Source organism: Bacillus sp. CH_48 (assembly GCF_038008465.1).
Classification (GTDB): domain Bacteria; phylum Bacillota; class Bacilli; order Bacillales; family Bacillaceae_G; genus Bacillus_A; species Bacillus_A thuringiensis_S.
The window spans coordinates 4,421,979-4,434,867 of record NZ_JBBOZF010000001.1 but is presented as its reverse complement, the minus strand read 5'-3'; the positions used below and the strand labels follow the sequence as shown (position 1 = coordinate 4,434,867).

Below are 12,889 nucleotides of genomic sequence, written 5' to 3'. Positions count from 1 at the left end.
GGAGGGCAATTTTATATGATTCAATATAAAAGGTGTAGTGAAGTAAATATTGATTTAGTATATGAAGCTTTTAAAGATGGATTTTCCGATTATATTATTAAGATGGAAGTTTCAAAAGAGGGTTTTATACAACGTTTTTTTGGACCAGAAGGTAATTTGCTAGAACATTCTTTTCTTGCTTTAGACGGTGACAAATCAGTTGGCGTAATATTAGGTGGTATAAAGGATTATGAAAGTATAAAGACTATGCGCTGTGGAACATTAGCGGTTCATCCTAATTACCGCGGTATTGGTGTGAGTCAAAAATTATTTGAACTGCATAAAGAAGAGGCGATTCAACATGGATGTAAGCAACTTTTTCTCGAAGTCATTGTAGGAAACGACCGAGCGATTCATTTTTATAATAAGTTGGGCTATGAAAAAGTGTACGATCTTTCTTATTATAATTTAAATGATTTGACTAAAATAATGAATAAAGATTGTAAGGATATTGAAGTAAAACAATTAGAATTTCCAACTTTTAAAGATGAAATTCAGAAATGGTTAAACTTCCATATAAATTGGCAAAATGATGTTGATTATATCGAAAAAACAAATAATGTATTTTATGGTGCATATGTCGATAATGACTTAAAAGGCTCTCTATGTGTAAATGAACAAGGTAAAATTAGTTTTATTTTCGTAGACAAAGTTTATAGAAATATTGGTGTTGGGATGAAATTATTAGAAGTAGCAAGAGAAGAATTAAATTTATCAAGTTTATCAATTGGGTTTCCTAACAATAATTTATTGGAGGGTTTTTTAAAGAAATGTGGATTTGAAAAGAATTCTTTAGCGCAATATGAAATGTATTTATTACTCTAAGAGCGGAAAGATTTATTCTTTTCGTTTTTTATTTAGCCGTTATGTTGGTAAATGCTCCGCAATTATAATTTGTAATGAGAGGGATTTTGTTTATCCTTAAGTTATTTTTTAAATTGTCAATTTTATGCTAATAATTTTCTTTGTATAATATTCTAATTTTATGTAGAATAGATACGATGGGAGGGGATGAAATGAATAATGGATTAAAGTTTAAGATTTTTGAATTGCATTGTCTCGTTCAAAAGACTTATTCTGATATTAAAATAGCATGTGATATTGCTATTTATCAAGAAAATACTTCTAAATATTTAATTTCATTAGGATTTTTAAATAAATCATATATTACTTATATAGAAGCAAAAAGATTCTATCGCGAAAATGAAGAGCTTGTAAGTGTAGAATTTGATAATTTCTTTGATATGTATGATAAATTAGAAAATGAATTAAAACAAGTTATTTCAACTGAAGATAAAAATCCTTCATTGCTACATAGCAGACTTGATCAGTTTCAGCAGAAAGTTGAAAATATAAATGACCTAATAAAAGTATTGCAAAATGCTCGTTAATGAATGCTCTTTTCTTTTTTGTATAGAAATTATGTATTAAAAACATTTTAGGGATATTACATATTGAAGAGGTGGCTTTTGTAGATTACAAAAGTCATCTTTTTATGTTAGGAATAGATTGTATACATTTTAGCAGTTTCATATAAATAATAGAAATTTATACGAGGTAAATATCATGGGAAATAAAAAAGAAATAGCTATAGTTGCATTAACAACAGGATTTGTTTTAACAAGTGTAACACCATATGGAGTAGGTCATGCAGAGGAACCTGGTCAAATGCAAGTTGAAATTCAAGAGGATTCGTTCCGTACAGGTGATCTTACACAACCATCAAAAAAGGCGCCAGAGAATGTAGTGAAAGATGCACTTAAGGAAAATACGGAGCATGCTTTGTCTCCAAAACAAGTTAGTGCAGAAACAGGAGTAGATTACAAGGTTCTTCAAAAACGTGGTTCTTATGATGGAACTACACTTGTGCGCATGCAACAAATATATGAAGGAAAAGAAGTGTATGGCCACCAGTTGACTGCTCACGTAGATAAAAAAGGTATTATTAAAAGCATTTCAGGAGCTAGCGCACAAAATTTAACACAAGAAGATTTAAAGAAACCTATTAATTTATCAAAAGAAGAAGCGAAACAATATATTTATAAAAAGTACGGAAACGACATTAAATTTATTTCTGAACCAGAAGTTAAGGCGGTTATTTTTGTTGATGAAAATCATGGGCAGGCTAGCAATGCATATCAAGTTACATTTGCTGCTACAACACCAAATTATGTATCTGGAACTTATTTAGTGAATGCTCATAATGGCGATATATTAAAAGATATGGTACAAGAATCAAGTTTGAAAATAAGTGAAGAGTATGTTGAATCCGTTAAGGAAAATAAAACTAGCAATTTCACATCATTAACTGGAACAGGAAAAGATGATTTAGGCGTAAATCGTACATTTGGTATTGCTAAACAGACCAGTGGGAATTATGCGCTTGCTGATTACACAAGAGGGCAAGGAATTGAGACATATGATGTAAATTATAGAGATATTACAAATGAAGAAAGTTATTATCCTGGCATACTAGCAACTAGCGCTTCAACAACATTTAATGATTCAAAGGCGGTAAGCGCTCATTTCTTAGCAACAAAGGTATATGATTTTTATAAAGAAAAATATAAGCGTAATAGTTTTGATAATAAAGAAAAAAAAGTAGTTTCAGTGGTACATGCATGGGATTCTGGAGGAACAAATGATCCTGAAAATTGGGAGAATGCATTTAGTACTAATATTAATAACATTAGTATGCTTTTATATGGAGATCCTATGGTAAAAGCGTTCGATATAGCCGGTCATGAATTTACACATGCAGTTACATCAAGTGAATCTAACCTTGAATTTTCAGGAGAATCTGGGGCAATTAACGAGGCATTATCGGATATTATGGGAACGGCTATAGAGAAATACATAAATAATGGGGAATTTAACTGGACAATAGGAGAACAAACTGGATCGACTTTTCGTAATATGAAAAATCCAACTGCAATTAATTTTTCAGAAGGACTACCGTATCCCGATGATTATAGTAAATATAATGATTTAAATGGAGAGGATTATGGAGGCGTTCATTTTAACTCAAGTATTATTAATAAAGTTGCGTATTTAATTGCACAAGGCGGTACTCATAACGGTGTAAATGTAAATGGTATTGGTGAAGATAAAATGTTTGATATTTTCTATTATGCAAATACTGATGAATTGAACATGACTTCTAATTTCTCTGAATTGAAATTGGCATGCCTTAAAGTTGCAACTAATAAATATGGAACGAACTCAATTGAAGTTCAAGCAGTCCAAAATGCTTTTGATGCGGCAAAAATTCCAGGAACAGTGAAAGAAAACGAAAAAACAGCAGAAAATCAAGCTCCAGAGTTAACTGTGCCGTTTACCATTACACTACGTGTAGGTGATACGTTTGATCCAATGAGAAATGTAAAAGCTGTTGATAAAGAAGATGGTGATTTAACAAATAAAGTAAAGCATAAAGGCGATGTAGATACTTCAAAACCAGGTACATACATTGTGGAATACTTGGTTGTTGATTCCCAAGGGAGAACTACAACGGCTAGACAGACTGTAATTGTAGAGGGAAATGGAGAAATATTAGATTTAGAACCTAAATTAACAGTGCCTGTTGGAGCGACAATGCATGTAGGAGATTCATTCGATCCAATGATAAAAGTAAAAGCTATTGATAAAGAAGACGGCGATCTTACTTCTAAAGTAAAAGTTGATGGTGGAGTAGATACATCTAAAGTCGGTACTTACGTATTAACGTACACGGTTACAGATTCTAAAGGTCATGAAGTAACGGCGAAACAAACTGTAACGGTTAAAGTTAGAGAAGAAGTTACAAATGAAAAACCAATACTAAAAGTACCTGCTACAACTTCAATTACTGAGGGTGATCAATTTGATCCGTTGGTAGGGGTATCAGCTACTGATAAAGAGGACGGTGACCTTACTTCTAAAGTAGCGTATGAAGGAACTATAGATACAACTAAAGCTGGTACTTATGAAATAATATATAGTGTCAAAGATTCCATGGGTAATGACGTAAATACAAAACAAAAAGTATTAGTGAAAGATAAAGAAACTAGCAAAGCTAATGGCCTTGCTAATAAGGCAAATAAGAGTAATATCTCAAACAACAGTAATAGCGATAAAAAAGAGTATACATATAAGGAGCTTCCAAAGACGGGTGTAAGTACAAATAACAGTGCAGCAATCGGCATATTGATGATTATTACAGGCACAGTACTCACTTTTGTTCGCAAATTTAGAAAGATACAAAAATAATAGTAGGGATTATTCGTTTGAAGAAAAGAGTTCATTATTCAGAAGAAATAAAGTAGAAAGTAAGTAAAACAAAATATGGATTTTTTACTTAATAAGATTTTAGTAGTTAAGCGGTGCATTTGGCTTCTATAAAAATTTGTAGTTGGATCATGTTCTGTCTACAAAACTACATTACATAAAAAACACGTTACTATTCTCATTAAAATAAAAGAATAGTAACGTGTTTTTTGGTTTGGAAAAAGCATAAATCCTATAGTTCATGAATCTGGGAGTGCTTCTAATCTGCCATTGATGAGTTACTGAAAACATTTTGTTTTAATGGAAGTTTCACTCTAAATGACAACATGAGAATTTCGATATTTACCAGGTGTTTCATTGGTGAATTTTTTGAAAATTTTAGTGAAATAACTTTGATCGCTAAAATTAAGCGAAGCGCATATGTCTGATAAGGGATAGGTGGTGAAAGTTAATAATTTCTTTGCTTCTTCGACTCGTTCACGTTGAATGTACTCAATTAATGAAATACCGACCTCTTTTTTAAATAATATAGATAAATAATCTGAATTCACATTTGCAAATTTAGCAAGTTGTTTAACAGATATTGGATTGTAAATATTTTTAAAAATATAGTTTTTGCAAATAGCAATAGTCTGTGAATGTTGCTGTGTTTTTTGTGCCTTTACACGGTCTGCAAAGGTGCAAAAAGCATTTTTTAATAAATCCCAAACAGATTCTTTGTCTTTTAAATCTTCTGTTCTTTGAATATGTAAATCATAAATTTTGTAAGCAATCCCAGATGGAAGTCCCCCTTTTATCGCATATCTAGTAGCGAGCGTGATGGATGAAATACAAATGTTTTTATGACGTCTTAATTGATGGAATGAAGATAAAGATGAAAGAGTCTCTTGTTGGAATTCGTAATAATATTTGAGTACGGTTTCTTTATCCCCGTTTTCTATAGATCTAAGTAGTTGCTGCTCTATATATAAATTATGATAAATGGATTCGTCTTTTTGCATTGAAATATATACATCTTCGTTTAAGATTCTGCTATGACTTATATGAACTGAGTCACTGTTATTTGAAAAGGTGCTTACATCTGAATTTTTTTTATAGAGAATGTTATAAAACAATATTGCTATATTTACAAAGAAATTTTGATCTTTCACTGACAATGAAAAATAACGGTCTCTTGTTCTTTTATAATTCGGAATAAAATTAAGGTTACTATCCACTTTACTTGTAGAAAAATTTACATGTGCCATGGGCCCAATAATAATAGTACCGTTCACCATATAATCACTCTTTATGTGAATTAAAATGAAGTGCCCTAGATGTTCGTGAGTTCTGAAGATGGGAGAATTATATGTATCATTTCTTTGAAAAAGCATATGTAACTGTTCTATTTTTGATGTATACAACGAATGTGAATCATTTTTTGATTTAAATTTTAAAAGAATATTGTTGTTACAATCTAAAAAACAAACTGGAATTTCGAAAGATTGGAAAAACATATTGCAAATGTACTCTATCTCAACTAGACTGAGCTTTTTAGTCATATTCTTCCTCCTTACAGTTATGCGTGATAGTTGAATAATTATATATTCCTTTTTTCATAAGTAGAAACGGAAAATCTTTATCAATAAAAAATATAAATAAAAGTTATAAACTTCTAAGAATAATACCATAATTTAACATGGATAGCACATATTATTTGAATATACAGGTAATAGTTTTGGACAGTAGCGTAAAATATGAATCGTCACACTTATTTGTTGGTTATTACTTATATGTATCAAAAAAGGATTAAGATTGGATTTTAAATAGGGATAGGAAGGGAGAAATGAATGGATTGACAGTAAGTGATTAGTCGAAATTAGCAGTGAAAGCTATTATGTAACAATGTAATAAGTCTTGAAGTAGAGATATGAGGGTAATTCAGGGGAGAAAATTACATATATCATGCAGAGAGACAACGTAATAATAGAAGATAAGAAAAGTGAATAAGTGATTGTAAACAATGGATTGTTGGACGACTATGTTTTATGTTATTGGTTTAAATCTGATACTTGGCACACTATTGCTTGTAAGAAGGTAATAGTAATAAAGAGATTTTTAAAATGATACAAGTAGTAAAGGGGAAAAGAGAAATGAAAAAAATATTTAGTGTGCTTTTAGTGTTATTCTTAACATTTTCTACATGGTCTAGTGTATTAGTAAAGGCAGATTCACCATCTAAAGGTACTTTAACGATTCATAAGTATGAACAAGAAAAAGATGGAGCGCAGGGACTAGAAGGTGACGGTTCTGCAAATCAAGAGGTGCCAAAAGATGCGAAACCATTAAAAGGTGTAACGTTTGAAGTGAAAAAGGTTGCGTCTTTTGAAAAAATTTCAAACGATGGGAAAATCGTAAAAGAAGATGTGAAACCTGTAATGGGAGCAACTCCAACGCAAGTAGTAACAGATGATAACGGACAAGCTGTATTAAAAGATATTCCGCTAGGACGTTATGAGGTGAAAGAAGTGGCAGGACCTCCACATGTTAATCTAAATCCCAATACGTATACAGTGGATATCCCATTAACGAATAAAGAGGGTAAGGTGCTAAACTATGATGTTCACATGTATCCTAAAAATGAGGTTAAACGTGGTGCAGTGGATTTAATAAAAACTGGTGTAAATGAAAAAGCATTAGCAGGTGCAGTATTCTCTTTATTTAAAAAAGACGGTACAGAAGTGAAAAAAGAGTTAGTAACAGATGCTAATGGTCATATTCGCGTGCAAGGATTGGTGTATGGAGAATACTATTTCCAAGAAACAAAAGCTCCGAAAGGCTATGTAATAGATCCAACTAAACGTGAGTTTTTTGTTAAGAACTCCGGAACAATTAATGAAGATGGAACTATTACTTCTGGTACAGTAGTTAAATTAGAAGTGAAAAACTATGAAGAACCAATAATTGATAAAAAGATTAACGGAAAATTGGAAGCGTTACCAATCAATCCGTTAACTAATTATAATTATGATATTAAAACATTAATTCCAGAAGACATTAAGGAATACAAAAAATATGTGGTAACAGATACTTTGGATAATCGTTTAGTGATTCAAGGAAAGCCAATCGTGAAAATTGATGGAGCAGAAGTAAATGCAAGCATTGTAGAGGTAGCTATAGAAGGTCAAAAAGTAACAGCTACAGTAAAAGATTTCACAAAATTAGATGGTAAAAAAGAATTTCATTTGCAAATTAAATCTCAAGTAAAAGAAGGAGTACCATCTGGTTCGGAAATTTTAAATACAGCAAAAATTGATTTTACAAATAAAAATGATGTAATTGGAGAAAAGGAATCTAAACCTGTAGTTGTTGTTCCAACAACTGGAATAATTGAGTTAACAAAAATTGATGGTGCTAATAAGAATAAATTAAAAGGTGCAGAGTTTGTACTTAAAGATAAAAATGGAAAAATAGTTGTTGTAGCAGGAAAAGAAGTAACAGGTGTATCAGATGAAAATGGTGTTATTAAATGGTCTAACATTCCATATGGAGACTATCAAATTTTCGAAACGAAAGCTCCAACATATACAAAAGAAGATGGTACAAAAGCTTCTTATCAATTATTAAAAGATCCCATTGATGTAAAGATTAGCGAAAATAATCAAACGGTTAAATTAACAATTGAAAATAATAAAAGTGGATGGGTTCTTCCGGTAACGGGTGGCATAGGAACGACTCTTTTTACTGTAATAGGCCTTACGTTAATGGTTACAGCGGCATTTGTTTTCTTCAGAAAAAAGTTTGCTAATAATTAAGATTTTAGGAACATGTAACTATGGGAAAAGGGGAGAAGCAAAATGCTTCCCTCTTTTCGATATTTAAGCATATACAGAGGTGGAAATATGAAACGAAATCTTGTTTTGGGAGGTATTTTTTTATTTGGATTAGGTGTTTTTTTATATCCTACTATTAGTAATTGGTTGGCGACTCGTGCACATTATTCTGAGATTAGCTCTTACGATAAGAATATCAAAGCATTACAAAAGAAAGAAGTCGAACGTAGGGAAAAAGAAGCAGCCGAATATAATAAACAAGTTCACACTTCCACGAAAACATTTACTGATCCATTTTCTGAAAAAAAAAAGTAATCATCAAGCATATGCTGATGCGTTAAATTTAGGAGATGTAATGGGATATATTGAAATATCGAAAATTAATATAAAACTGCCAATCTATCAAGGGACATCTGAGGAAGTATTGAGCCGCGGGATAGGTCATTTAGATTTTTCTTCGCTCCCGATAGGTGGAGAAAATACGCACACTATTTTAACAGGGCATCGTGGTTTACCATCAGCAAAATTATTTACAGATTTAGATAAGTTGAGTGAAGGAGATCTTTTTTATATTCATTCTTTAGACAAAGTTCTTGCTTATAAAGTAGATCAAATTAAAGTAGTGTTACCACACGAAACGGACGATCTACAAATTGTAGAAAATAAAGATTATACAACTTTAATTACGTGTACGCCTTATGGAGTAAACACCAATAGGTTGCTAGTTCGAGGTGTGCGTGTGGAGTTAAACGAGAAAGAAAAACAAAAAGTGAGTACAGAGATATTTATATTTAATAAGTGGACTGTAATAGTTCCAATCCTATTGTTATGTGTGTTTCTAGTCGTAATTTATAAGAAAAGGTTAACTCGATAGAATGTATTTATTTATCCTGCATTAATGGGAAGTGGGACCGGAAATTCAGAGATAAGTAAAGAAAGTATATAAAGTATATAAAAGATGAAGTAAATCCTCATTGGTGAATATGTCATTTTATTCGACTATAGAAAAAATACGGTAAAGGTGGGAACAAAGGAATTGAGGCTACGATTAAAGCTGGTAAGTATTCATTTTATTGTTTTGTTAATGTTAAGTGTAAGTTTTGTCATATATGTACCAAAAGAAGTATATGGATCCACGACAAACTTAGAAGGTCTAGGTGATATATCGCGTTATAATGCAGTTGTCTTTGGTAACCATAAAGCAATAGGTGGCGACATTGAAGGAGCAACTGCAGTTCAAGGTGATATGGATGCATCGGGGTATACAATTGTAGGTGCTGCAGCGGGAACATCTAATATAGTAGGTGAAAAATGGGTTGATGAGGGATATCCGTCCTTGTTGTTGTCTGGAAAATTTAAGAAATCAAGAGAAGAATCTTTTATCATTCAAAACGGAATAGTAGTAATGACAAAAGAGAGTGATCCAGATCGCATCATACAATCCTCTTATGATCGTATCGTTTATAAAGAAAAACTAGAAATTGACGCGAAATTTAATGAATTTCGCAATATAGTGAACCAAGTCAGTAAAAATGCAGGTCAATATAAAACAAATACCCCAATTCCAAATATGAGTCATGGAATCGGAAAAGATATAAACAATCCTAATATTTATGTTTCATCAGAATTGACAGGGAAAATTAATTTAGATATAAGAGATGTATTTTTACCAAATGCTAAGGACAAAGATTTTATTGTTATGTATTCGGATGCAACAGAGGTTACATTTAAAAATGGGTCTATTCTATATGACACGAACAATATTGGAAGGGCTACAGATATAGTTCCTACATCACAACCATATTCTCCTAATTCCCCGTTTACTCAGCTATATGGGAAAGTGATTTGGGTTTTTCCAAATGCGAAAAAAATTATAACAGAGGGATATGGTGTCGTTGGTAGTGTGTTTGCCCCCAATGCTGTATTAGAAACAAAAGGCGGTTCGATTAATGGACAAGCATTTGTCGGTGCGGTACAACAAACTGGTGGATTTGAATTTCACAATTTCAAATTTAACTGGCAACATTGGAACAAGCCTAGTACTGGAAAAGTAAAAATAAAAAAAGTTGATAGTAATAATGATAATAAAAAATTGGTCGGAGCAAAGTTTCATATAGAAGATTCAAAAGGAAAAATAGTTGGAGAACTAGTAACAAATGAAGAAGGAGAAGCGATATCAAAAGACTTACCAAAAGGAAACTATACCTTAGTGGAAGTAGAAGCGCCAAAAGACTATGAATTATTAAAAGATAAAATAGCTGTAAAAATAGAAAAAGATGCAGTAGTAGAAATTAAAATAGGAAATAAGAAATTGCCAGATCCAATGGGAAAAATGAAGTTAGTGAAAGTAGACATAAGTGATAAAAATAAAAAGCTAGCAGGGGCAAAGTTTCATATAGAAGATCCAAAAGGAAAAATAGTTGGAGAACTAGTAACAAATGAAGAAGGAGAAGCGATATCAAAAGACTTACCAAAAGGAAACTATACCTTAGTGGAAGTAGAAGCACCTAAAGGTTACGAATTATTAAAAGAAAAAATAACTGTAAAAATAGAAAAAGATGCAGTAGTAGAAATTAAAATAGGAAATAAGAAATTGCCAGATCCAATGGGGAAAATGAAGCTTGTGAAAGTAGACATAAGTGATAAAAATAAAAAACTAGCAGGAGCAAAGTTTCATATAGAAGATTTAAAAGAAAAAGTAGTTGGAGAGTTAATAACAGATGAAAAAGGAGAAATGATATCAAAGGACTTACCAATAGGAAACTATACCTTAGTGGAAGTAGAAGCACCTAAAGGTTACGAATTATTAAAAGAAAAAATAACTGTAAAAATAGAAAAAGATGCAGTAGTAGAAATTAAAATAGAAAATAAGAAATTGCCAGATCCGACTGGGCAATTTGAAATTGAAAAAGTTGATGATAAGGATAGTGAATTAAAGCTAAAAGGCGCTGTATTTCAAGTGTTAGATAAAGAAGGGAAAGAAGTTAGTAGATTAATAACGGATGAAAAAGGAAAGGTAATTTCCAACCAATTAGCAATTGGAAAGTATACGATTAAAGAAATAAAAGCACCGAACGGATACATGTTACTTAGGGATCCAATAGAAATAGAAATTACAGAAGCAGTAAAGACACAAAAAATAACAGTAAAAAATGCGAAGAATAATTGGGTAATTCCTAATACTGGTGGGAGCGGAACAACAATTTTTTACGTAATTGGTATTATGCTAATGTTTGCTGTGCTATATTTCTGTAAGAAAAATCGTATATTATGAACTAATTTTATAGAGTTAGACAGATTGTTGCGTTAGAGAGTTTTTAGGGCATGAGTTCGGTATTGTACTGGACTCATGTTACTACATTTGTTGAAGGAGGAAGGATAATAGTAAACATAGAATATATTAATGAATTAAAATGTTTAAGAGGTGAACATGGTGGCAATAAAACAAGACGAAATTAAAGTAGTTGTCGGAGCTGGAGTGTTTAATAATAATCCAGGTTGGATTCAAACGCAAGAAGATGAACTTAACTTACTAGATAAAGCTACGTGGGAAGGAAGATTTGAATACAACTCTATTTCAGCTATTTTAGCTGAGCATGTATGGGAACACCTTACTTTTGAAGAAGGTGTAAGAGCAGCTGAAATTTGTTATGAATTTTTAAAACCATCTGGTCATATTCGGTGCGGAGTCCCTGATGCATTCTTTCAGGATGAGGCATATCAAAATATAGTTCAAATAGGGGGACCCGGTCCGAAAGATCATCCAGCAGCAAGTCATAAAATCGTTCATAATTATATAACATTAACGAAAATGTTTGAAACTGCTGGATTCGAGGTAGTTTTACTTGAATATTGTGATGAAAATGGTCGGTTTTATTACAACGAATGGGATGCAAACGACGGTGTTATTTTCCGTTTGAAAAGGTATGATTCTAGAAATAAAGGCGATAAACTTGGTTTTCCATCGCTAATTGTCGATGCGATTAAGCGTTAATCATTCAACAAAACAGGAGTTAATCCTATGATTTCATAAGTCGCAAATGCGGCTTTTTTATTTGTACGCAAATCTATATTTAATTTTCAATATTATATAACTCGATTTAGAAAATATTTAAGTTTTTCTCAGCACCATTCACTTTAAATTAACACTTCGCTGACATAAATATTTATTTTATATTTATATTCGTGTAAAATGAGATGAGAACATATATTCTATATAAGGAGGCAATTAAAATGATAGCTGAAATTGGGAAACTAACTGGTGGATATATTGTAAAATTTGAACGCGAATTTCCATATACGGTAGAGGAAGTTTGGTCTGTATTAACAGAAAACAGTAAGCTGAAAAAATGGATGTCCAATTTACAGATTGAAAGCCTTAAAACTGGTGGAATAATAAAGTTCGACATGATGGACGGTTCATTCATAAACATTGATATTTTAGAATGTCAACTAAACTCAGTACTTGAATTTACTTGGGATAAAGACCGTGTCCGATTTGAAATACATAAAGAGGAAAATGGTACTCTTTTACTTCTTAAAGAGTACATTCATGAATTAACAGATCATACACCGAGAGATATAGCTGGTTGGCATATTTGTTTAAATCTTTTTTCTTACGTTTTAAAAGGAGAAGAGAAAGAATTTTCTAAAGATGAATGGCAACAATGGTTTGAAATATACAAGGATAAGATTCATGAAGCGAGAGGATAATTGCATAATAGGTAATATTCATTATGTAATTATTATATTGTAAAAATGCTTTTGTGAAT

Annotated in this window: 8 protein-coding genes and 1 pseudogene; 8 read left to right on the top strand and 1 reads right to left on the bottom strand. The window is 31.6% G+C overall.

Translation table 11 applies throughout. The annotated features are described in order from the left end of the window. The first annotated feature begins 15 nt into the window (after positions 1-15). The 3 genes from N2V92_RS22460 to N2V92_RS22450 all read left to right on the top strand — a co-directional run bounded on the left by N2V92_RS22460 (position 16) and on the right by N2V92_RS22450 (position 4,287). Positions 16-864 carry a GNAT family N-acetyltransferase gene (locus N2V92_RS22460; RefSeq protein ID WP_016077664.1) on the top strand — a complete coding sequence of 283 codons (849 nt, stop codon included), beginning with the start codon at positions 16-18 and terminating at the stop codon, positions 862-864. Positions 865-1,055: 191 nt separating this feature from the next. Then, positions 1,056-1,430 carry a hypothetical protein gene (locus tag N2V92_RS22455; RefSeq protein ID WP_001059020.1) on the top strand — a complete coding sequence of 125 codons (375 nt, stop codon included), beginning with the start codon at positions 1,056-1,058 and terminating at the stop codon, positions 1,428-1,430. A gap of 175 nt (positions 1,431-1,605) precedes the next feature. Beyond that, positions 1,606-4,287, top strand: a complete 2,682-nt coding sequence (locus N2V92_RS22450; protein ID WP_016077663.1) for a M4 family metallopeptidase — start codon at positions 1,606-1,608, stop codon at positions 4,285-4,287. 332 nt (positions 4,288-4,619) lie between these two features. Here N2V92_RS22450 and N2V92_RS22445 read toward each other — a convergent pair whose 3' ends face one another. Continuing rightward, on the bottom strand, positions 4,620-5,846 hold the full coding sequence (locus N2V92_RS22445; RefSeq protein ID WP_016077662.1) for a helix-turn-helix domain-containing protein: 1,227 nt from the start codon (positions 5,844-5,846) through the stop codon (positions 4,620-4,622). A 591-nt stretch (positions 5,847-6,437) separates the two neighbouring features. Between N2V92_RS22445 and N2V92_RS22440 the strand changes: the two genes are divergently transcribed. From N2V92_RS22440 to N2V92_RS22420, 5 genes and pseudogenes are all read left to right on the top strand, one after another. Next, positions 6,438-8,099 (top strand): LPXTG cell wall anchor domain-containing protein, encoded by a 1,662-nt coding sequence (locus tag N2V92_RS22440; RefSeq protein ID WP_080117719.1) that lies wholly within the window; start codon positions 6,438-6,440, stop codon positions 8,097-8,099. 87 nt (positions 8,100-8,186) lie between these two features. Continuing rightward, positions 8,187-8,991, top strand: a pseudogene (locus N2V92_RS22435) (class C sortase). Between the two features lie 162 nt (positions 8,992-9,153). Further along, positions 9,154-11,391, top strand: coding sequence for an MSCRAMM family protein (locus tag N2V92_RS22430; protein WP_042598166.1), 2,238 nt, complete (start codon positions 9,154-9,156; stop codon positions 11,389-11,391). A 156-nt stretch (positions 11,392-11,547) separates the two neighbouring features. Then, positions 11,548-12,111 (top strand): class I SAM-dependent methyltransferase, encoded by a 564-nt coding sequence (locus N2V92_RS22425; protein ID WP_000225730.1) that lies wholly within the window; start codon positions 11,548-11,550, stop codon positions 12,109-12,111. Positions 12,112-12,350: 239 nt separating this feature from the next. Further along, the gene (locus N2V92_RS22420) at positions 12,351-12,830 is read left to right on the top strand and encodes an SRPBCC family protein (RefSeq protein WP_016077658.1); all 480 of its coding nucleotides are present in this window, start codon (positions 12,351-12,353) and stop codon (positions 12,828-12,830) included. The last annotated feature ends 59 nt before the right edge of the window (positions 12,831-12,889 follow it).